This is a genomic window from Microbacterium sp. NRRL B-14842 (assembly GCF_050470785.1).
In genome coordinates this window covers 1-20,805 of sequence record NZ_JBFLUM010000015.1, presented here as the reverse complement: position 1 = coordinate 20,805, position 20,805 = coordinate 1, and the positions used below count along the sequence as shown (strand labels likewise).

Annotated in this window: 18 protein-coding genes and 8 pseudogenes; 13 read left to right on the top strand and 13 right to left on the bottom strand. The window is 71.8% G+C overall.

Translation table 11 applies throughout. The annotated features are described in order from the left end of the window. Positions 1–42 precede the first annotated feature (42 nt). Both AB1285_RS18290 and AB1285_RS18285 read right to left on the bottom strand, forming a co-directional pair. Positions 43–453: pseudogene (locus AB1285_RS18290) on the bottom strand (DEAD/DEAH box helicase); the annotation flags it as partial. Positions 454–692: 239 nt separating this feature from the next. Continuing rightward, positions 693–1,613: pseudogene (locus AB1285_RS18285) on the bottom strand (DapH/DapD/GlmU-related protein). A gap of 100 nt (positions 1,614–1,713) precedes the next feature. On the opposite strand from AB1285_RS18285, the pseudogene dapE reads away from it, so the two are divergent. From dapE to AB1285_RS18260, 5 genes and pseudogenes are all read left to right on the top strand, one after another. Continuing rightward, positions 1,714–2,785, top strand: a pseudogene (dapE, locus tag AB1285_RS18280) (succinyl-diaminopimelate desuccinylase). 176 nt (positions 2,786–2,961) lie between these two features. Then, on the top strand, positions 2,962–3,342 hold the full coding sequence (locus AB1285_RS18275) for a hypothetical protein (protein ID WP_429977599.1): 381 nt from the start codon (positions 2,962–2,964) through the stop codon (positions 3,340–3,342). Further along, positions 3,336–3,530, top strand: coding sequence for a hypothetical protein (locus tag AB1285_RS18270; RefSeq protein WP_429977598.1), 195 nt, complete (start codon positions 3,336–3,338; stop codon positions 3,528–3,530). Before AB1285_RS18275 ends, AB1285_RS18270 begins: the two co-directional genes overlap by 7 nt. 79 nt (positions 3,531–3,609) lie before the next feature. Beyond that, on the top strand, positions 3,610–3,987 hold the full coding sequence (locus AB1285_RS18265; RefSeq protein ID WP_429977597.1) for a hypothetical protein: 378 nt from the start codon (positions 3,610–3,612) through the stop codon (positions 3,985–3,987). Between the two features lie 89 nt (positions 3,988–4,076). After that, on the top strand, positions 4,077–4,250 hold the full coding sequence (locus tag AB1285_RS18260; protein ID WP_071328210.1) for a DUF3117 domain-containing protein: 174 nt from the start codon (positions 4,077–4,079) through the stop codon (positions 4,248–4,250). An 80-nt stretch (positions 4,251–4,330) separates the two neighbouring features. Here the strand turns inward: AB1285_RS18260 and AB1285_RS18255 are convergent, their stop codons facing one another. Then, a complete protein-coding gene (locus AB1285_RS18255) occupies positions 4,331–4,726 on the bottom strand; it encodes an O-methyltransferase (protein WP_429977600.1) in 396 nt (131 codons plus the stop codon). Continuing rightward, complete coding sequence (locus AB1285_RS18250; RefSeq protein ID WP_429977601.1) at positions 4,609–4,968, bottom strand: hypothetical protein; 360 nt, start codon at positions 4,966–4,968, stop codon at positions 4,609–4,611. The genes AB1285_RS18255 and AB1285_RS18250 overlap by 118 nt, the downstream gene beginning before the upstream one ends. 89 nt (positions 4,969–5,057) lie before the next feature. Here AB1285_RS18250 and AB1285_RS18245 point away from each other — a divergent pair, with 89 nt between their 5' ends. Next, positions 5,058–5,432 carry a twin-arginine translocase TatA/TatE family subunit gene (locus AB1285_RS18245; protein WP_268777749.1) on the top strand — a complete coding sequence of 125 codons (375 nt, stop codon included), beginning with the start codon at positions 5,058–5,060 and terminating at the stop codon, positions 5,430–5,432. A gap of 10 nt (positions 5,433–5,442) precedes the next feature. Here the strand turns inward: AB1285_RS18245 and AB1285_RS18240 are convergent, their stop codons facing one another. Genes AB1285_RS18240 through AB1285_RS18225 form a run of 4 tightly spaced genes read right to left on the bottom strand, consistent with a single transcriptional unit; the run spans position 5,443 to position 8,867 of the window. Further along, positions 5,443–5,937 (bottom strand): YcxB family protein, encoded by a 495-nt coding sequence (locus AB1285_RS18240; protein WP_268777748.1) that lies wholly within the window; start codon positions 5,935–5,937, stop codon positions 5,443–5,445. Between the two features lie 22 nt (positions 5,938–5,959). After that, entirely contained in the window at positions 5,960–7,081 is a 1,122-nt protein-coding gene (locus AB1285_RS18235) for an Mrp/NBP35 family ATP-binding protein (RefSeq protein WP_315638447.1), read from the bottom strand. Beyond that, on the bottom strand, positions 7,078–7,599 hold the full coding sequence (locus AB1285_RS18230; RefSeq protein WP_259953101.1) for a DUF1003 domain-containing protein: 522 nt from the start codon (positions 7,597–7,599) through the stop codon (positions 7,078–7,080). Before AB1285_RS18230 ends, AB1285_RS18235 begins: the two co-directional genes overlap by 4 nt. After that, positions 7,599–8,867: a magnesium transporter MgtE N-terminal domain-containing protein gene (locus tag AB1285_RS18225; protein ID WP_259953103.1), complete on the bottom strand. Its 1,269-nt coding sequence runs from the start codon at positions 8,865–8,867 to the stop codon at positions 7,599–7,601. The genes AB1285_RS18230 and AB1285_RS18225 overlap by 1 nt, the downstream gene beginning before the upstream one ends. A gap of 87 nt (positions 8,868–8,954) precedes the next feature. Between AB1285_RS18225 and AB1285_RS18220 the strand changes: the two genes are divergently transcribed. Beyond that, complete coding sequence (locus AB1285_RS18220; protein ID WP_370428707.1) at positions 8,955–9,671, top strand: general stress protein; 717 nt, start codon at positions 8,955–8,957, stop codon at positions 9,669–9,671. Then, positions 9,668–10,346: pseudogene (locus tag AB1285_RS18215) on the top strand (alpha/beta hydrolase family protein). The gene AB1285_RS18220 and the pseudogene AB1285_RS18215 overlap by 4 nt, the downstream one beginning before the upstream one ends. 30 nt (positions 10,347–10,376) lie before the next feature. Here the strand turns inward: AB1285_RS18215 and AB1285_RS18210 are convergent. Both AB1285_RS18210 and AB1285_RS18205 read right to left on the bottom strand, forming a co-directional pair. Then, a complete protein-coding gene (locus AB1285_RS18210) occupies positions 10,377–11,798 on the bottom strand; it encodes an aminopeptidase P family protein (RefSeq protein WP_370428709.1) in 1,422 nt (473 codons plus the stop codon). A 36-nt stretch (positions 11,799–11,834) separates the two neighbouring features. Then, on the bottom strand, positions 11,835–12,857 hold the full coding sequence (locus tag AB1285_RS18205; RefSeq protein ID WP_268777745.1) for an endonuclease/exonuclease/phosphatase family protein: 1,023 nt from the start codon (positions 12,855–12,857) through the stop codon (positions 11,835–11,837). Positions 12,858–12,972: 115 nt separating this feature from the next. On the opposite strand from AB1285_RS18205, the pseudogene AB1285_RS18200 reads away from it, so the two are divergent. Together AB1285_RS18200 and AB1285_RS18195 are read left to right on the top strand one after the other, a co-directional pair. Beyond that, positions 12,973–13,837: pseudogene (locus tag AB1285_RS18200) on the top strand (PHP domain-containing protein). A gap of 62 nt (positions 13,838–13,899) precedes the next feature. Beyond that, the gene (locus tag AB1285_RS18195) at positions 13,900–14,829 is read left to right on the top strand and encodes a DUF817 domain-containing protein (RefSeq protein ID WP_370428710.1); all 930 of its coding nucleotides are present in this window, start codon (positions 13,900–13,902) and stop codon (positions 14,827–14,829) included. Here AB1285_RS18195 and AB1285_RS18190 read toward each other — a convergent pair. Beyond that, positions 14,816–16,335 (bottom strand): annotated as a pseudogene (locus AB1285_RS18190) (DEAD/DEAH box helicase). The gene AB1285_RS18195 and the pseudogene AB1285_RS18190 overlap by 14 nt on opposite strands. 196 nt (positions 16,336–16,531) lie before the next feature. On the opposite strand from AB1285_RS18190, the pseudogene AB1285_RS18185 reads away from it, so the two are divergent. Then, positions 16,532–17,059 (top strand): annotated as a pseudogene (locus AB1285_RS18185) (ferritin-like fold-containing protein); the annotation flags it as partial. A 186-nt stretch (positions 17,060–17,245) separates the two neighbouring features. On the opposite strand, the gene AB1285_RS18180 reads toward AB1285_RS18185, so the two are convergent. Together AB1285_RS18180 and AB1285_RS18175 are read right to left on the bottom strand one after the other, a co-directional pair. Next, complete coding sequence (locus AB1285_RS18180; protein WP_187663666.1) at positions 17,246–17,533, bottom strand: hypothetical protein; 288 nt, start codon at positions 17,531–17,533, stop codon at positions 17,246–17,248. Positions 17,534–17,540: 7 nt separating this feature from the next. After that, entirely contained in the window at positions 17,541–17,765 is a 225-nt protein-coding gene (locus AB1285_RS18175; RefSeq protein ID WP_025102974.1) for a DUF3107 domain-containing protein, read from the bottom strand. Positions 17,766–17,916: 151 nt separating this feature from the next. Here AB1285_RS18175 and AB1285_RS18170 point away from each other — a divergent pair. After that, a pseudogene (locus AB1285_RS18170) lies at positions 17,917–19,947 on the top strand (ATP-dependent helicase); the annotation flags it as partial. Positions 19,948–20,249: 302 nt separating this feature from the next. Next, the coding region (locus AB1285_RS18165; RefSeq protein ID WP_429977596.1) for a RecB family exonuclease at positions 20,250–20,805 on the top strand (556 nt) is incomplete at its 3' end.

Here is a 20,805-nt window from a genome sequence, read left to right as displayed (position 1 = left end):
CTCGATCGCGCTGAGAACGCACGATCTGCTGCTTCATGAGGTCTCCAGACGGCCGGGGCAGGCGACGACGATGTCGACGCCGCCCTGCAGCGCCTGCTCCTGCGGACGCTGGCTGACGCCGCCGAACACGGTGGTGACGCGCAGCCCGACGGCCTCGGCCAGGGGGGCGACGGTCGCGGCGATCTGGGTGGCCAGCTCGCGGGTGGGGGCGAGCACGAGGCCGCGCGGCAGGCCGGAGCGGCGCTTGTGGCCGGACGCAGCCAGGCGGGCGACGAGCGGGAGCGCGAAGGCGATGGTCTTGCCGCTGCCCGTGCGTCCGCGGCCGAGGAGGTCACGGCCGGCGAGCGAGTCGGGCAGGGTGTCGCGCTGGATGGCGAACGCCTCGGTCTTTCCGGAGGCGGGCGAGAACGGTGCGAGCTCGGCGGGAACGCCGAGATCGAGGAAGGAAGACATGCAGAGAACTCCGTCAGCGCACGAGAACGGCGCGGGATAGTGGGGTGAGGTGGGCGAAGACGCAGCGAGTGCGCGTCCGTTCGGCCGTGCGAATGGCCAGTTCGGGGCTGGAGAGGGGAGCGCAGGCGCTCGCTTCGGTCCTCGGAGACCCCTAGACGACGACGATGCTGACCGGCCGGCGGCGCGGGCAACGACCCCAGTCTACCAGCGGCGACCGGTCGAAGGCTGCAGGTGCGCTGTCAGGCGTGGAGCGCTTCGTTGAGCGTCACGCCGACGCCGGCCCGGCGGACGGCTCGACGGCGCCCGTGAGGAGTTGCGACGGAAGAGCAGGCCGTCCTCACCCGAGAGATCGGCGCCCTTGACGGTCTTCCGTCCGCCGTCGGCGGTCGCGGGGCCGTCGGCGAGGACGATCTTCGTGCCGGCGGTGACGTAGAGCCCGGCCTCCACGACGCAGTCGTCGCCGAGGGAGATGCCGATGCCGGCGTTCGCGCCCGAGCAGCGTGCGGGCGCCGATCGACACACGGTGCGGACCCGCCACCGGAGAGCGTGCCCATGATCGAGGCCCCGCCGCCGATGTCGCTGCCGTCGCCGACCACCACGCCTGCGAGATACGACCCCGACCATCGAGGCGCCGAGGGTTCCGGCGTTGAAGTTCACGAAGCCCTCGTGCCATGACGGTGGTGCCGGGGAGAGGTGGGCGCCCAGCCGCACGCGCGAGGCGTCGGCGATGCGCACCCCGGCGGGCTGCACGTAGTCGGTGAGGCGGGGGAACTTTGTCCAGACCCTGGATCTGGATCCCGGCGCGCTGGAGCTGCGGGCGCAGGCGCGCCGCATCGGCGGGGCGCAGGGGGCCGGCATTGGTCCAGGCGACGTTCGGCAGATGACCGAAGATGCCGTCCAGGTTGAGGGCGTATCGGCCGCACGAGCAGGTGCGACAGGGCGTGCAGGCGCAGATAGGCGTCCGCCGTGGAGGCCGGAGCCGCGTCCAGATCGATCGTGAGCTCGACGACCGCGATGGTCACGTCGCGCCGCTCGTCCTGGCCCGTCTGCGCGTCGAGCGCGGTGCGGGCGGTGGCGACCTGGTCCGCGGACGGCGCGGACGAGCGGACCTCCGGGTACCACGCGTCGAGGACCGTGCCGTCGCTCGCGGTGGTCGTCAGGCCCAGTCCCCAGACAGATCGTGCGTCCGCTCATGCCTCCACGGTATCGCGCCGACGACGGTGTCCCGTCCCGCATGACGGGCATCAGTAGGCTGGGGGCATGGTGCTCGATCTGACCGCGTCCTCCGCCGACATCACCCGCGCGATCTGCGACGTCCCGAGCGTCTCCGGCGATGAGAAGACCCTGGCCGACCTGATCGAGGAGGCCGTGTCGGTCTGCCGCACCTGGAGGTCATCCGCCACGGCAACACGGTGGTCGCCCGCACGGATCTCGGCCGAGCGCAGCGCGTGGCGATCGCCGGGCACATCGACACCGTGCCCCTCAACGACAACCTGCCCACGCGCGACGTCGAGATCGACGGCGTGCCGCATCTGTGGGAAGGGGCAACCGTCGACATGAAAGCCGGGGTCGCGGTGCAGCTCAAGCTCGCCGCCGAGCTCACCGACCCCGCGATCGACGTGACCTGGATGTGGTACGACAACGAGGAGGTCGCGGCCTCCCTGAACGGCCTCGGGCTTCTCGCCGCGGCACGGCCCGACCTGTTCCAGGCCGACTTCGCCATCCTCGGGGAGCCGTCGAACGGACAGGTCGAGGGTGGGTGCAACGGCACGCTGCGGGCGATCGTGCGGACCACGGGCGTCCGCGCGCACAGTGCCAGGGCCTGGATCGGCGAGAACGCGATCCATCGCGCGGCCCCCATCCTCACGCGACAGTCCGAGTATCGGGCGCGCGAGGTGATGGTCGAGGGTCTGCTCTACCGGGAGGGGCTCAGCGCGGTCCGCATCGCAGGAGGGGTCGCGGGCAACGTCATCCCGGACGCCTGCGAGGTCGAGGTCAACTACCGCTTCGCGCCGAACAAGTCCGCGGCCGGACGCCGAGGCCCACGTCCGGGCGGTCCTCGCCGGATTCGACGTCGAGATCACGGATGCCGCCGAGGGCGCGCGCCCGGTCTGGACGCCGACTCGCGCGCCGCTTCGTCGCGGCCGTCGGCGCGGAGCCGCAGCCGAAGTACGGGTGGACCGACGTGGCCCGCTTCTCGGCCCTCGGCATCCCGGCCGTGAACTACGGACCCGGCGACCCGCATCTCGCCCATCACGACGAGGAGCGCGTGCCGCTCGCCCAGATCGACGCCGTCGAGCGGGGTCTGCGCGCATGGCTCACGTCGCACTGACGCTCACGCGGCGCTGGGCGCGGATGCCGCCTCGCCCTGCGCATCGGCATCGTCTACGTCCTCGCACGGGTCGTGACGACCGGATTCCTCATCGCCGCGGCCTCCCTGTCCACGGTGTTCTCCCGCTTCGGCGACGACGCGGGACTCATCGACTTCGTCCTCGGATGGGATGCGCAGTGGTAACTGGCAGGTGGCCGTTGCACGGCTATCCCTCGGACCTCCCGCTGACCGACGACGGGCAGGTGGCCGAGAACGCCTGGGCGTTCATGCCGGTGTTCGCGTACGCCGCGAAGGCGTTGGGCTTCGTGCTCGGTTCCTGGGCGGCCGGCGCCCTCGTGCTCTCGCTCGGTGCCGGCTACCTGGCCTGTCTCGCCCTGCATCGGCTGCTCCGCGACCGCGTCGGGAACGCGGCCGCGTTGTGGGCCGTCGTCTTCTTCGCATCCGGTCCGCTCGCCGCCCTGTTCCAGGTCGGATACGCCGAGACGCTCTTCTGCTGCTGCTGTTCCTCGCCCTGGACGCGAAGATCCGGCGGAACTTACGCCTGCTGTACGTGCTGATCCCCGTTCTGGGGTTCACCCGTCCCGGCGTGCTCGCCTTCGCGCTGTACCTCGGCCTGCACGGGATCCTTCGCTGGAGGCACCGCCGCACCGATCCGCTGGGCGCCAGGGAAGTGGTGCACATCGTGGCACTCGGCGCGCTGGCGACGGCCACCGGATTCGCCTGGCAGCTGATCGCGGCGTCGTGACCGGAGACCCCGGCGCCTACCCTCGCCACGGAGCTCGGCGTGGCGACGGCACTGGATCGTCGGCGGCGTCGAGGGCTTCGTGCCCTTCGAGGGATTGGTGCAGGCGTCGCACTTCTGGTTCGAGCTGTGGGGTCTGCCGTCGGGGATGGGGGCGGTCGCCCTCGTCGTGCTCGTGGTCGCCGCGGCCGCCGCGCTGCTGCGGTCCCCGCAGGTGCGCGCGCTCGGCCCGGATCTGCGTCTCTGGAGCGCGAGCTACCTGCTCTATCTACTCGCGGTGTTCTTCCCCCAGTCGAGCACCTTCCGCCTCTTGCTGCCGCTCAGCCCGGCGTGGGGAGCGGTCGCGGTACCGCGCTCCCGTGCCTGGCGGCTCGGCGTGCTCGCGCTGTGCCTGCTGGGTCAGTGGGTCTGGATCTATCACGTGTATGCCCTCGGCAGTACGTTCTGGCAGGTGCCCTGACGACGCGGCGACGCGGATTGTGTCGGTGACGTCCACGGCGCGCCGCACCGATAAACTCGTCCCATACCACCGGAGGAAAGGGAGCCACGATGGCAGCGATGAAGCCGAGGACCGGAGACGGACCCATGGAGGCCGTGAAAGAGGGACGACTCATCATCGTGCGTGTTCCGCTCGAAGGAGGAGGCCGCCTGGTCGTCTCCGTGAACGACGCCGAGGCCAAGGAGCTTCACGACGTGCTCGGTGCCGTCGTGGCCCCGGCCTGATCGAATCTGGTCCGCTGCGGCGGAACCGAGAGGGCGATGGATCCGCGGATCCCTCGCCCTCTCGCGTGAGCGGCGTCCGATCAGGCGCGGTCGTCGAGGCGGATCAGCTGCAGCAGACCCTCGCCCGCGGGGGAGACGGTCGCCAGCACCGCCGACGACTCTGGGTCTCCTGCACGAGCGACCGGTAGGGCGGATGTGATGTCGTCGCGCTGGACGGGGTCGGCCACGCGGCCCCCCGCGAGGATGCGGGGCACGAGCACCAGGCCGCCCGTGCGGGCGAGGCGGAGGCCGTGCGAGACGTACTCGATGACGTTCTCGGGGTCGGCGTCCACGAAGACGATGTCGTACGACGCCTCGTTCATCCGGGGGAGCACGTCGATCGCGCGACCGGCGATGAACCGGGCACGAGTGGCGGGCACCTTCGCGTCCGCGAACGCCTGGCGGGCGGCGGCGAGGTGCTCGGGCTCGTTGTCGATCGAGTCAGCACCGCGGTCGGCGCGCCGCGCAGCAGCCAGAGTCCGGAGACGCCGGCGCCGGTGCCGATCTCGACGATGGAGCGGGCGGTGCCTGCGGCGGCGAGCACGGCGATCTGCGAGCCGACGACCGCGCTGATCGGGGCGGCCCCCAGCTCGACGGCGTGGGCGCGAGCGCGGGCGATGGTCTCCGGCTCGACGATGGACTCCCGAAGGAAGCGCGCGTTGGCGTCGTGCTCGCTCATGACCTGCCTCTCCTGCGTGCATGGCTGATGTGTCCAGGGTATTCGCTCACCGCGCGCAGAGCCTGCAGGCGCGGCGGTAGCCTGGTCACATGACGTTCGGCCTCACCTTCGAGAAGCTGCTGCTCATCGGCCTGATCGCCGTGCTGATCATCGGCCCCGAGCGTCTGCCGCGTGCCGCGGAGGGCTTTGCGCGGATCGTGCGCAAGGCCGGTGAATACCTCCGCGACACGAAGTCCCGCGTGCGCGAGGAGATGGGTCCGGAGCTCGACGACGTGGACTGGCGCAAGCTCGACCCGCGGCAGTACGACCCTCGGCGCATCATCCGCGACGCGCTCCTGGAGGAGCCGGAGCCCGCGACCCCCGCGCAGGCCACGGCGACGATCGCGGAGCCGGTGGCCCCGCGCACCGCGCCGCCGACCTTCAGCGCGGAGAACCGTCCGCCGTTCGACACCGAGGCGACCTGAGCCGCCCGGGTCACGAGATCCGCGTCCGCAGCGTCGCCAACTCCTCGTCGCTGAAGAGGGAACGCGGAATGGCGGTGGCGACGGAGGCGTCGCGGACTTTGAAGATCACCGCGTCCCGGCCGACGCGCAGGCTCTGGAACGTGCGGTAGGGGATCTCGGAACGGCGGCGATCGCTGCCCAGCTGCAGACGATCCTCGTCGAGCGCGACCCACACCACGCTCTCCACCGGCATTGCGGCGCGCACGGCCCGACGGGCGCTCGAGGTGGTGAGGATCACCGCATACGCTCCCAGAGCGATGGTCACCGCGGGCATCCAGGCGACGAGCGCGCTCACCTCCTCTCCGGCGGCGAGACGGTCGTTGAGGGTGAGGACGGAGAGCACGAGGCCCGCCGTCAGCGCGACCCACATCACGATCGCGACAGGCCTGGTCAGCGCGTAGACGGCCGCGTCTCTGGCCATCCTCCGCAGAAGCCCTTCATCCACGGTCACGGAGCGATGCGGCATCCGTCCATCCTCCCACGCGCCCTCACCCGATCGACATGGGCAGCGTTCGGCCGGCCAGGCCTCGCCCTCGACGCGCGAGCGCCTCCGCCAGCGCGCGGATCGCCCCCGCGGCGGCATCGTCCGGCGCAGAGGTGACGACCGGAACGCCCTCGTCCCCGCCCTGGCGGAGGGCCGGGCTGAGCGGGATGGAGGCCAGCAGCGGCACCGCAGCGTCGGGCACGGACAGGGCCTCCGCGACAGATGCGCCGCCGCCGGCCCCGAAGAGATCGACGACGGTGCCGTCGGGGAGCGTGTATGCGGCCATGTTCTCGACCACGCCGATCACGCGCTGTCCGGTCTGGCGTGCCACGAGCCCGCTGCGGATGGCCACGTCGGAGGCCGCCGCCTGGGGTGTGGTGACCACGAGCACCTCGGCGTGGGGGAGGAGCTGCCCGATCGAGATGGCGATGTCCCCGGTGCCAGGGGGCATGTCGATGAGCAGGACGTCGAGGTCGCCGAAGAAGACGTCGGTGAGGAACTGCGAGACCGTGCGGTGCAGCATCGGTCCGCGCCAGGCCACCACGGACTCCCCGTCGCGCAGGAACATCCCGATCGAGATGGTCTTCACCCCGTGGGCCACCGGCGGCAGCATGAGGTCGTCGATGCGCGTCGGCTGCGTGCCGGAGGGGATCCCGAGCAGTCCGGGGATCGAGAAGCCGTGCACGTCCGCATCCACCAGGCCGACGGCGAGGCCCTGGTCGGCGAGGGCGACCGCGAGGTTCGCGGTGACCGTCGACTTGCCGACGCCGCCCTTCCCGCTGGAGACGAGGATCACGCGGGTGAGCGAGTCGGGCCCGAACGGCATGTGCCGCGCCGGGCGGCCGGCGCGGAGCCGTTCGGTGAGGGCCTTGCGCTCGGCAGGCGTCATCACGCCCACCTCGACCGCGACGTCCGTGATGCCGGGGACCGCGGCGGCGGCGCCGCGCACGTCGCGCTCGATGCGGTCGGCGGCGGGGCATCCGACGATCGTCAGCACGATGCCCACACGCGCGACCCCGTCCTCGACCGAGATGTCGCGCACCATGTCGAGGTCGCCGATCGGTCGCCGCAGCTCCGGGTCGGTCACCGCCGCCACTGCGGCTCTGACGTTCTCGGCCGCGGTCATGAGGCGGTGCCGCCCGCGGACTTCTCCTCGGTGTCGCCCAGCTCAGCCAGCAGGGCACGGAGCTCCTGCCGCAGCACGTCGCGGGTGACCACCTGCGCGTTGCGCTCCTCCAGCGACATCCGCAGCGCGACGATCTCGCGGGCCAGGTACTCGGTGTCCGCGAGGTTCCGCTCGGCGCGCTGCCGGTCCTGCTCGATCTGCACGCGGTCGCGGTCGTCCTGGCGGTTCTGCGCGAGGAGGATGAGCGGCGCGGCGTACGACGCCTGCAGCGACAGCATGAGGGTGAGCGCGGTGAAGCCGAGCGCGGCGTCGTCGAAGCGGACCTCGCGCGGCATCAGCGTGTTCCAGCCGATCCAGAGGATGCAGAAGAGACTGAGGATGACGAGGAACGCGGGAGTTCCCATCGCGCGGGCGACCCACTCCGTGAAGCGGCCGAAGCGGTCGCGCGAGGTGGAACGGGGGCGGGTGCTCGTCCGTCCTGGCGCGTCGAGGCGGGCGGCCCGCTCCTTGCGCGCCATCAGTGCGCCTCCGTCACGGGCGGCGCCACGTCGTCGCTGTCGTGGGTGCGCCAGTCGTCCGGCAGCAGGTAGTCGAGGACGTCGTCGATGCTGATCGCGCCGACGAGGCGGTGCGCGGCGTCGATGACCGGCAGCGAGACGAGGTCGTAGCTGGCGAGCATGCGGGCGACCTCGGCCGCGGAGGCGGTGACCGGCACCGGCTCGAGGCTGTCGTCGAGGATGGCGCCGAGACGCTCGTGCGGCGGGTAGCGCAGCATCCGCTGGAAGTGCACGAGCCCGAGCAGGCGGCCGGTGGGGGTCTCGAACGGCGGGAGCGTGACGAACACGGCCGCGGCGAGGGCCGGATGCAGCTCGTGACGGCGGATGAGCGCCAGCGCCTCGGCGACCGTGGCGTCGGCGGAGAGGATGATCGGCTCCGGGGTCATCAGACCGCCCGCCGTGTCCGGGCCGTAGCGCAGGAGCATCCGCACGTCCTCCGCCCTCTCCGGCTCCATCCGCTGGAGCAGCTCCTCCAGCTGGGTGGGTGGGAGCTGGGCCAGGAGGTCGGCGGCGTCGTCCGGCTCCATCTGGTCGAGGATGTCGGCCGCGCGCTCCTCGCCGAGGCGGTCGAGGATGTGCACCTGCTCGTCCTCGGGCATCTCCTCGAGGGCGTCGGCGAGGCGGTCGTCGGAGAGCTCCTCCGCCACCTCGATCATCCGCTGCTGCGGGAGGTCGAGGAGCGTGTTGGCGAGGTCGGCGGCGTGCAGCTCGGAGTAGGAGGCGACGAGCTGCTCGGCGGACTGGGACTCGCCCGGCGCCTGTTCCTCGGTCACCTCGCTCCAGGCGGCGAACGTCGTCGGGCCCTTGGCGAACGGCGACGCGCCGGTCTTCGGGCGACGCAGGAAGAGCTGGCTGATCGCCCACTCGCCGAGGCGGTTGGGTTCGATCGCCACGTCCTCGATCACGGCCGTGCCGCTGCCGTCGGTGAGGCTCACCCGTCGGCCCAGCATCTCGGCGAGGACGCGCACTTCGCCGGCGCGCGGGGAGAAGCGGCGCACGTTGATGAGGCCGGTGGTGATGACCTGCCCGGACCGGATGGACGTCACCCGGCCGATCGAGAGGAACACGTGCCGGCGGCCGGGGATCTCCACGACCAGCCCGATGACACGCGGGGCCGCGGTACTTCGATAGACGACGACGACATCCCGGACCTTGCCGAGGCGGTCGCCGACGGGATCGAAGACGGCGCACCCTGCCAGGCGCGCGGCGAAAACCCGTTGTGTGCTCACTCGACCAGCGTAGCCCGCGGCGTGCCGGGGCGGCGGCTGCGGCGGTCGCTCGGCCGGCCGCGGGGCACGACGTGGAAGAATAGCCGGATGAGCATGCTGAATCGCCCCGCGAGCGGCACGGACACCGGTGAGATCGTCGCCTCCATGCGCGACTACGAGAGCGCGCAGAAGGCGGTGTCGAAGCTGATCGCCGGAGAGGTCCCCGCGCGCGACATCGCGATCGTCGGGCAGAGCGTGCGGACGGTCGAGCGGGTGACCGGACGACTCGGCTACGCCGCCGCCGCGCGCTCGGGAGCGATCAACGGGGTGCTCATCGGACTCTTCCTGTCGGCGATCCTCGTCCTGGGTAACCCCGAGGTGCCGATCCAGCTGTTCGTCGGCTTCGTCCTCATCGGCGTCGCGGTGGGCATGCTGCTCAGCCTCATCACCTACGCCATCGTGCGCCGCCGCCGGGACTTCGCGAGCGTGACGCAGTTCGCCGCGGATCACTACGAGGTGACCGTGCAGCCCGGCTCGCTGGCGAAGGCGCGGCAGGTCCTCGGCGCGCAGCGGGTCGCCCCCGTGCGTCCTCCGGTGAACCTGGACGAGCCGCCGAAGTACGGCGAGCGGATCCCGCAGGGCGCTCCGGCTCCCGCTCCTGAGCCTGCTCCCGCTCCCGCTCCCGACCCGGCACCGGCTCCCGCTCCCGAGCCTGCCCCCGCTCCGGAGCCGGCACCGTCTCCGGAGCCGGCACCGGCTCCCGAGCCGGGTCTTCCGCCGCGGCCGGCCGACCCGGAGACGGGCACCCCCGGGTCCGTGCGGTGACCACGGGGGCCACCGCCCTGCGCATCGAGGTCGCTCTGCCCGCCGGGGCGACCACGGTGTCCGCCGAGTGGACGCCGGGTACCCGTGATGACGTCGTCCTGATCGCGCACGGGGCGGGGGCCGCGAAGGACCACCCGTTCCTCGTCGGGTTCGACCGCGCACATCGCGGCGCTCGGGTACTCGACTCTGCGCTTCAACTTCCCGTACATCGAGCAGGGGCGTCGCATGCCCGGTCCTGCCGCCCACGCGGTCGCGGCCTGGGAGGCCGCGGTCGCCGAGGCCCGCGCGCGGGCGCCGCGATCCGCCGTGTGGGCCACCGGGAAGTCCTACGGCGGCCGCATGGCGTCCATGGCCGTCGCCGAGGGCCTTGCCGTGGACGGCCTCGTCTACCTCGGCTATCCGCTGCATCCGCCGGGCCGCCCGGATAAGCCCCGCATCGCCCACCTGCCATCGATCACCGTCCCGCAGCTCTTCGTGGAGGGCACCGCGGACCCGTTCATCCAGCCGATCGCCCAGCTCGACGAGGCCGTCGCCGGCTGTCAGGACGCGCGGGTGCACTGGGTCGAGGGCGGCGGGCACTCCTTCGAGGTGAAGGGGCGGAGGCGTCCGCCGGCGGAGGTCGCTGCGGACCTCGCACCGGTGGTCGACGCCTTCGTCACCGGGCAGCGGGACTGAGCGGGGCCGCCGCCCCGCTCCCGCCCGTCGTCAGCCCTGCAGACGCGCCATCCACGCCTCGACCTCGTCGGCCGTGCGGGGGATGCCCGCGGAGAGATTGACCGGGCCGTCCTCGGTCATCAGGATGTCGTCCTCGATCCGGACGCCGATCCCGCGCAGCTCGGCGGGAACCGTGAGGTCGTCGATCTGGAAGTACAGTCCCGGCTCGATCGTGAAGACCATGCCGGGCGTGAGGATGCCGTCGTAGTACATCTCGCGGCGCGCCTGCGCGCAGTCGTGCACGTCGATGCCGAGGTGGTGCGACGTGCCGTGCACCATGTAGCGACGGTGCTGGCCGCCCTTGTCCGCGTCCAGGGCTTCCTCCGCGGTGACGGGGAGGAGGCCCCACTCCGCGGTGCGCTCAGCGATCACGGCCATGGCCGCCGCGTGCACGTCGCGGAAGCGGACGCCGACCTTCGCCGCCGCGAGAGCCGCGTCCGCGGCCTCGCGCACCGTCTCGTAGACCCGGCGCTGCACCTCGGTGAACGTTCCGGACACCGGGAGCGTGCGGGTGATGTCGGCGGTATAGAGGCTGTCGGCCTCCACACCCGCATCGACGAGGATGAGGTCTCCTGGCACGACGGCGCCGTCGTTGCGCGTCCAGTGCAGGTAGCAGGCGTGCGGTCCGGACGCGGCGATCGTGTCATAGCCTTCGCCGTTGCCGTCCTCGCGGGCGCGGCGGTGGAAGACGCCCTCGACGACGCGCTCGCCACGGGCATGTGCCACCGCGGCGGGGAGCTCGCGGATGATGTCGTCGAAGCCCTGCGCCGTGATCTCCACGGCCCGACGCATCTTGGCGATCTCGAAGTCGTCCTTGATGAGGCGCAGCTCCGAGACGACACGGGTGAGGGTCTCGTCCTCCTCGAGGACCAGCTCGCCCTCGACCGGGGCGAACTCGTGCAGGTGCGCCGTGGCCAGCTGCAGGTCGGCGGCGACACCGGCGAGCGACGGACGCGGCCCGATCCAGAACTCGCCGACCGTGGCGTCGGCGTAGAACTCCGTCGTGGTGCGGTCGGCGCGCTCGCGGAAGTACAGCGTGACGTCGTGCCCGTCGTCGGTCGGCTCGAAGACGAGCACCGAGTCCGGTTCGGCGTCGGACGCCCAGCCGGTGAGGTGCGCGAAGGCGGAGTGCGCACGGAAGACGTAGTCGGTGTCGTTGCTGCGCTGCTTGAGCGAACCGGCGGGGATCACGAGCCGCTTGCCGGGGAACGCGGCCGAGACGGCAGCGCGGCGGCGCTCGGCGTACGGAGCCTGGGCGCGCGGCGCGGGCAGCGTCTCCGGACGCTCGGCCCACCCGGTGGAGATGGTGTCGAGGAAGCCCTGCGGGAAGGGCTGCTTGCGATTGGTCGAGCTGTTCTCGACGGGGGTTTCGACGGTCTCGTCAGCGATCGTGTCGTTTTCTCCGGTGCTCATCCGTCCAGTCTCTCACCTGGAGGCCGCGCAGCGTGATCAGCCGGCCGGCTCGAGCTGCACGATGAGGGCGCGGTGGTCGCTCCCGCCGGCATCCTCGAGGACGGCAGAGCCGGTGGGGCGCCAGTTGGCGGACGCCATCACGTGATCGATGGGGGCACCGGCGAGGGCGGGGAACGAGCTCGGCCAGGTGCCGGACATCCCGTTGCCGGTCCGGGAGGCGACGTCCCGGCAGTAGCCGATGTCGCCGCCGTCGACGCCGAGGGAGGCCATGTGATCCACGGTCGCGTTGAAGTCTCCGGCGAGGATGAAGTCACCCGCAGGGCACTGGTCGGCGATCCACTGCAGATCGCTCTGCCATTGCTGCATCTCCTCCATGCGCGGCGCGACGGCGTGCACGGCGACGATCGTGGGGCCGTCCCCGTCGATCGGCATGAGCACGGCGCTCGGCACGGATCCGGTGTTGTTGCTTCCGTCCTTGGAGGACTCGATCACGGAGTACTCGCCGAGCTCGGGAGCCACCAGGACCGTGGTCTGCCACGACTGCGGGCCGTCCTCCACGTCCGGGCGGAACTGCACATGGTGCACCCACATCGGATGGCCCTGCTCGCGCAGCATGAGCGCGATCCGCTCGCCGACCTCTTCGGTGGTCTCCGGCAGCGCCACCACGTCGGCCTCCTGCTCGAGGATCTCCCGGGCGATCTGCTCGGCGGAGACGGCCTCACCCGCCGTGTTCCAGGTGAGCACCCGCAGACTCGTGTCCGTCCGCTCAGGCAGGGCCGCCACCCCGAAGCCGCGGGTCGCTCCGATCGCACCCGTCGCCGCAGCACCGAGGAGGGCGACGATCAGGACCGAGGCCGCGAACCCTCGCAGCGGTCGGGCGAGGAGCAGCAGCAGCGCCAGCACCGCGATGACCAGGAACCCGCCGAGCACGAGGCCGCGGGCGGCGACGAGCTGAGCGAACGGGTAGGTCTGCTCGAGGTGGAAGAACTGCGGCCACACCACGATCGCCGACGCGATCGCGAAGAGCACGGTGAGCAGGATCCCCAGGAGACGAAACATCCCCTCCAGCCTAGAAGCGCCGCCTGTGAAGTCCCTGCCTCGCATCGCCGGTCCGTCCACGCGATCCGGGTCCGGTTTCCGCGCCACGCGCGTCGACGCTCGGTACGCTCGGAGGATGCCCGTTCCACCCGCCGGTCCTGCCGACCTGCACCTGCACTCCAACCACTCCGACGGCACCGAGTCGCCCGCCGAGGTCATGAGGCAGGCGCATCGGCACGGCGTACGGACCGCCGCGCTCACGGACCACGACCGCACCACGGGCTGGACGGAGGCCGGCGACGCCGCCGTCGCGCTCGGCATGACCTTCCTCCCCGGGATGGAGCTGTCAGCCAAACACGAGTGGCGCAGCGTGCACGTGCTCGGCTATCTCTTCGATCCGGAGGATGCGGCGCTGCGGGCGGAGACCGACCGGATCCGGAACGACCGGATCGGACGAGCGGAGCGCATCGTCCGCAACATCGGCCGCGATTACGACCTGCACTGGGATGACGTCCTCGCCCAGACGACGCTCGACGCGACGGTCGGTCGGCCCCACATCGCGGACGCGCTGGTGGCGCGCGGCATCGTTCGGGATCGGGGCGAGGCCTTCGACGGCATCCTCCATCCGCGGGAGGGCTACTACGAGCCGCACTACGCCCCGGACCCGCTGACCGCCGTGAGGCTTCTCACCGAGGCGGGCGGCGTGGCGATCATCGCGCACCCTGTGACGGCGGGCCGTGATCGGATGATGCCGGTGCCGTACATCGAGCGTCTGATCGACGCGGGGCTGGCCGGATTCGAGGTGGACCACCGGGAGAACACCGCCGCCGGCAAGCGGCTGCTGCGCGAACTGGCAGCCCGGCACGGACCTCATCGTCACCGGGTCCAGCGATTACCACGGCACCGGAAAACCGAACGTGCCGGGGGAGAACACCACCGCGGCGGACATGGTCGCCCGGATCATCGATCGCGCCTCCGGCTCCGGCCCGCGGCGTCCCTGACCCCGGCGGACTGTCGGCGGTCTCCCGGCATTCTGTCGAGGCGGACCGATACGGTCCGAGGCATGCAACGTGCCACCTCCCTGGAGCGCCGCGTCGACGCGATCGCTCGCCGACTCCTCCGTGCGGTGCCGACATCGGGCTTCCGCGCCGGGCTGGCCGAGTTCCTCGTCTTCGTGCTGAAGCAGGCCTGGGCCTGCGTGTTCGGTGCGGCGCTGCTGGTGGTGATCGTCGCCGCCCGCCTCTGGTACCCCGACGACGCCGCGCTCGCCCGCAACGATGCGCTGACGATCGCGGCCGTGCTCATCCAGGTGGCCATGCTCGTGTTCCGCCTCGAGAGCGGGCGGGAGCTCTGGGTGATCGTGCTCTTCCACATCACCGGCACGGCGATGGAGCTGTTCAAGACCGACGTCGGTTCCTGGGCGTATGCCGCGGACGGCATCCTCCGCATCGGGGGAGTCCCGCTGTTCAGCGGGTTCATGTACGCGGCGGTCGGCTCCTACATGGTGCGCGTGTACCGGCTGTTCGACCTCGGGTTCACCCGCTACCCGCGCCGGTGGTTGACGGCCGTCCTGGCCGCCGCCATCTACGTCAACTTCTTCACCCACCACTGGTGGTGGGATGCCAGGTGGCTGCTCCTCGCCGGGGTGGTGGTGCTGTGGCTGCCCACCGTCATGCACGCCCGCGTATGGCGCCGCACCATCCGGCTGCCGCTCCTCGCGGTCTTCGCCGGGGTGGCGGTGTTCATCTACCTGGCCGAGAACATCGGCACCTGGGCAGGCGCGTGGGCGTATCCCGACCAGGCGGCGGGGTGGCAGCCCGTGTCCCTGAGCAAGCTCAGCTCCTGGTTCCTGCTGATGATCATCTCGGTGGTGCTCGTCGCCTGGGTCTACCCGCCGCAGGTTCCGGCCGACCTCCTGCACGACGAAGGGCGCCCCACGGTAGACCGTGCGGGCGCCCCTCGGACGACGATGACGCGGGTCAGGCGCCGGTGACGGGTGCCGCCCCGGTGCCGGAGCCGCCGCGACGACGGCGGCGACGGCGGGCGGGGGCGGGCTTGCCGTCGTGGTGCTCCTTGCCGGCGCCGTCGTGGGTGCCGGCACCCTCGGCGCCGCGGTCGGCGGTCTGCGCGGCGGAACCCTCGCCGGACGACCCTTCGGGCGTGCCCTCCGCGAACGTGGAGCCGACAGACGACGAGCCGGTGCGGCGGCGGCGACGGCGGCGCGTGCCGCCCTCTCCGGTGCCCTCTTCGGCGGCGTCCGCGGCGCGCTCCGGACGACGGGTGCGCTCCGTCTTGACCGCTTCCTTCTTCGGCGCGCTCACGAGCCGCCCCTTCGTCCCCTCGGGGATGTCGAGGTCGGTGTACAGGTGCGGGCTCGACGAGTAGGTCTCGACCGGCTCGGGCTGACCGAACTCGAGCGCGCGGTTGATGAGGGCCCACTTGTGCAGGTCCTCCCAGTCCACGAACGTCACCGCGATCCCGGTCTTGCCCGCGCGGCCCGTGCGTCCCGCGCGGTGGAGGTAGGTCTTCTCCTCGTCGGGGATGGTGTGGTTGATGACGTGGGTGACGTCGTCGACGTCGATACCGCGGGCTGCCACGTCCGTCGCCACGAGGACGTCCTTCTTGCCGGCCTTGAACGCGGCCATGGAGCGCTCACGCTGGTCCTGTCCCATGTCGCCGTGGACGCCGCCCACGTTGAAGCCGCGGTCGCTCAGCTCGTCCACCAGACGCTGCGCTGCGCGCTTCGTGCGCGTGAAGATGACCGTCTTCCCCCGGCCCTCGGCCTGCAGGATGCGAGCGATGACCTCGTCCTTGTCCAGCGAGTGGGCGCGGTAGACGAGGTGCTTGATGTTCGCCTGCGTCAGGCCCTCGTCCGGGTCGTTGGCGCGGATGTGGATCGGGTTGGTCATGAACCGCCGTGCCAGCGCGACGATCGGACCGGGCATGGTCGCGGAGAACAGCTGCGTGTGCCGCACCGCGGGGACCTTCTGGAAGATCTTCTCGATGTCGGCGAGGAAGCCGAGTCGAGCATCTTGTCGGCCTCGTCGAGCACGACCTCGGTCGCGTTCGAGAGGTCGAGGAGGCGCTGGCCGGCGAGGTCGATGAGACGCCCCGGCGTGCCGACGACGATCTGCGCTCCGGCCTTGAGCTGGTCGATCTGCCCTTCGTACGCCTTGCCGCCGTAGATGGCGACGACGCTGGTGGAGCGGTTGCTCGTGAGCAGATCGATGTCCTCGTAGACCTGCACCGCGAGCTCGCGGGTCGGGACGACGATGAGGGCCTTGACCCCGTGCTCCGGATCCTTCCCGAGGCGCTGCACGACCGGGATGCCGAAGCCGAAGGTCTTGCCGGTACCGGTCTTCGCCTGTCCGATGATGTCCTGCCCCGGGAGCCCGAGGGGGATGGTCTGCTCCTGGATCGGGAAGGCATCGACGATGCCCTTCGCGGCCAGTGCGTCGACGATGTCCTGATCGATGCCGAGTTCGGCGAAAGTTGTCACTGTTGTTCAGATGCCTGTCCGGCGACCATGCGCGATCGCCTCGTAAACGGAGCCACGCCGTCTCGTGTGCCACAGGCGCGGGGCCCCGCTCCGACGGCGGGGACACGCCCAGCCTACCGGAGGGGCGGCTCCGGGCAGGGAGGACGTCTTCTGCCGAGTATTGTGAACGACGTGGCCGACTCGGGAGGAACACCTCGTGGTTAAGTGGTTCTGGCAGCGCGACGCCGCGCCGCGACGCACCCTGGCGCTGCGCAGCCGCGGCGAGCAGAGCGATGCGACGCGTGTCGACTTCGCGGAGCTGGCGCCGGAGCTCGACCGATTCCTCGGCCAGGCGGCCTACCTCCAGCTCGGCTACTTCGAGACGCTGACGCGGCTCATCCGCGCGACTCCCGAGCTGGCCGAGAAGGAGTCGCTGTCCCGGGCCGCCGGTGCGGCGCTCACCAAGCACCGGGGCATCGTCGACATCATCGCGGCGCGCGGTCAGGACCCGACGCAGCTCATGCTCCCGTTCCGCGAGCACCTGGACGCGTTCCGGCGCAAGACCATCGGGGCGCGCCCGCGCGAGACCCTGCTCGCGGTCTACATCACGGCGGGCATGCTCGACGACTTCTATCTCGCGCTCGCTTCGAGCTACGGCGAGACGGGGCGGCGGGTCGCGGAGATCCTGCGCGAGGACGACGCGCGCCACGAGATCGTCGCGATCATCCAGGAGACGATCGAGAGCGACGAGGAGTGGCGCTCGCTGCTGTCCATGTGGGCGCGGCGTCTCGTGGGCGACACGATCCTCGTCTGCCGCGCGGCCCTGCGGCCGGAGCTCCTCGCCGTGGAGGAGGCCCGCATCGAGCCGGTGTACACCGAGCTCATGGGGGCGCACGCCCGGCGCATGACGCGATGGGCCTCGCGTCCTAGCTCAGATCCCGAGCGCGGCTCTCCGCTGCTCGTCGCCGCGTCGACGCGCTGCGGTGAGAGCCGCGGCGGCGAGCGCCGCGACCGCGGCGGCTCCGAGGGTGCTCGCCAGCCACAGCCAGACGCTGTCCTCGCCCACGCCGGACCACTGCAGAGCCGTGTAGACGATCGCCGAGACGGCCGTCGCGATCGCCGGGGCGAGTGCGACGCCGCGCCGTTCGCGACCGCCGATCAGGAAGTGCGCGGCGATGCCGAGCACGCAGGCGCCGACGAGGGCGAGGAGGATGTACATGCGCGGGTCAGGCGACGAAGCCCACGCGACGCGACTCCTCGGTGCCCAGCTCGATGTAGGCGAGGTTCGCGGTCGGCACGATGTAGGAGTTGCCCTTCACGTCGGCGAAGCTCAGGTGCGAGGCGCTCTGCTCGAGCGCGGCGGAGACCTGGGTGCGGACCTCGTCCGCCGTGGCAGCGGTGTCGAAGCTCAGCTCGCGGCCGGTGTTGATGATGCCGATGCGGATTTCCACGGGTGCTCCTTGCAGGTCGTCGGACTCGGCCAACTCTATCGCGCACCGAGCGGGGGAGACCGGCGGCGTCGGTCGTTTCGCCCTGAGCGCACAACCCGCGAGGAGGTTCGCCCTCGACGCCGATGTCCGCGCCTCCCGATAGCGTGGAGGGATGATGTCGGATGCCGCGCAGCGAGCCGTGATCACGGCGCCGCCGACCGCGTCGGGCGTCGTGATCGGTGCCCCCGGCACCGGTAAGACGCGCACGCTCGTCGACCGTGTGGTGCAGCTCCTCGAAGTCGAAGGGCTGCGGCCGGAAGAGGTGCTGGCGCTCACGCCGAGCCGACAGGCGGCCACCGCGCTGCGCGACCGGATCGGCGTGCGCATCGGCCAGGCGACGCCGGGACCGCTGGCCCGGTCGCTCGGGTCGTTCGCGTTCCAGCTCGTCCGCGGCGCGATGGTGAGGGAGGGCGCGGAGCCGCCGGCTCTGCTCACCGGCGCCGATCAGGACCGCATCATCGCCGAACTGCTCGCCGGCGATGCCGAGGACGCCCGCATCGCCTGGCCTCCGGCGCTCAGCGAGCCCGTCCGCGCCTCGAAGGGCTTCCGCTCCGAACTCCGCGCCTTCCTCGCGGAGTGCACGGAGCTGGGGGCGAGCCCGGCCGAACTGCGCGCCACCGGCGATGCGGTGTGGACGGCGGCGGCCGACTTCGTGGAGGAGTACCGCGCAGTGCTCGATGCCCTACGGGCCGCGCACCGCGACGCCGCCGATCTGCTCAGCGAGGCAGCGGGGATCCTCCGCACGGCTGACAGCGCGACCCTCGGGCCGCTGTCGCCCCTGCGGGTGGTGCTCATCGACGACGCCCAGGAGCTGACGCGCGGAGGCATCGGCGTGGTGCAGGCGCTCCTCGACCGGGGCATCGCGGTCCACGCATTCGGCGACCCGGACATCTCCTCCGGTGCCTTCCGCGGAGCCAGCCCCGAGCTGTTCGCGCAACTCGCCGGCGCGCTCACCACCGTGCACGTGCTCGACGGCGCCCACCGTCAGCGCCCGCTGCTGACCGCGTTGACGCGCACGGTGACGCAGGCGATCGGCGTCTCGGGACGCGTCGAGCATCGGCGCGCCCCGGCGCCCACCGCGGGGGACGACAGCGCGGAGGTCTCGACCTTCCTCGCGCCGTCGCCCTACGAGGAGTTCGACCGCATCGCGGGAGTCATGCGCGACTGGCATCTGAGCGCCGGCATCCCGTGGGAGCGGATGGCGGTCATCGCCCACGACACCCGTCAGGTCACAGCCTTGGAGACCGAGCTGGCCGCGCGCGAGATCCCGACGAGGGCCGCCGGGGTGCAGCGCCCGCTCGGGAGCGAGGGGATCGTGCGCGACATCGTCGGCATCGTGCGGCTCGCGCTGACTCCGGACGAGGACCGCACCGTGCAGGCCTGGGAGGAGGCGCTGCGGACGCCGTTCGGCGGAATGGACGCGATCGCGCTCCGTCGGCTGCGCGCGCGGCTCCGCCACCTCGAACTCGGTCAGGGCGGGTCGACTCCCGCGCGCGAGCTGCTGCGCGCGGCGATGTCGGCGCCGGCCACCCTCACGCTCATCGATGCACCGGAGTCGCGGACCGCCGAGCGCTTCGCCGAGACGGTCGCCGGCGTCGCTCGTGCGGCGGCGGAGGGGGAGACGATCCACGACCTCCTGTGGCGCATCTGGGAGCAGGCCAGGGCCGTCGACGGGCGGCGGCTGCAGGTCGCGTGGCGGGAGATCTCGCTGCTGCCGACCGGAGCCGAGACGGCGCGATCCCTGGATGCTCTCGTGGCTCTGTTCGACGCGGCCAAGCGCTTCGTCGAGCGCACACCCGACGAGCGCCCCGAGGTCTTCGTGCGCGACATCCTCGACAGCGAGGTGCCGGAGGACACGCTGTCGTCCCCGGACCGGCCGGGGACGGTCACCCTTCTCACGCCGGCCACCGCGCTCGGCACGGAGTTCGACGCGGTGGTCGTCGCCGGTGTGCAGGACGGCGTCTGGCCCAACGTACGGCTGCGTGGCGGGCTGCTCCAGACCTGGCGGCTCGCCGACGCGCTGACCGCGGCGCGCTCCGGCCTCCCGGCGGAGGTACCGGGCGTGCTCGACCGGCGTCGGGCGGCGCTCCACGACGAGTTGCGGCTGTTCGTGCGGGCACTCTCGCGGGCGCGCCATCGCCTCCTCATCACCGCGGTGGACGATGACGACCTGTCACCCAGCGCCTTCTTCGGATTCCTTCCCCCTCCGGAGCCGCCGGAGCGTCATGCCTCCGCGGAGCACCCGCTCACGCTGCGCGGGCTGGTCGCGCGGCACCGTCGGGTGCTCACCACGACACACGCCGAACCCGCGAGGCGCGAGGCGGCCGCCCAACTCGCCGTCCTCGCCCGGGAGGGCGTGCCGGGAGCGCATCCGCACGACTGGTACGGCGTCACGGCGCCCTCGACGGCGGCGCCGCTGCGCGATCTCGCTGCGAGCGGAGCCGGGTGTCGCCCTCGGCGGTGGAGTCGTACGAGGAATGCGGGCTCAACTGGGTCGTCTCGGCTCTCGGCGGCGACACCGTCATGCCGCCGACGGCGGGCATCGGCACGATCGTCCACGAGGCGATGGAGCGCGTGCCGGACGGCGACCTCGCGCGCATGCGGGAGATCGTCGAGGAGCACTGGCCGGAGCTCGACTTCGAGACGGCCTGGATCGGGCGCAAGGAGCGCCGTCGCGCCGACCTGTTCGTCGACCGGCTGCACAGCTACCTCGGTGAGGTGACGAGGGACGGCGGGCGCGTCCTCGGCAGCGAGGTGGAGTTCCGGTTCGCCGTCGACGTGTCCGGCGAGACCGCCGAGCCGAGCGTCTACCCGGTGGGGGAGGACCGCGGTCACCGCGCCATCGTGCACGGCTACATCGATCGGGTCGAGGCGTATCCGCCCGGCGCGGGCGAACACGGACCGGCGCGCGGCCGCGGCTGGCAGTCGATGGCCGGCGGGCCGGAGGGGACCACGGTGGTCGTCGACCTCAAGACCGGGAAGACCGATCCGGAGGCGGACG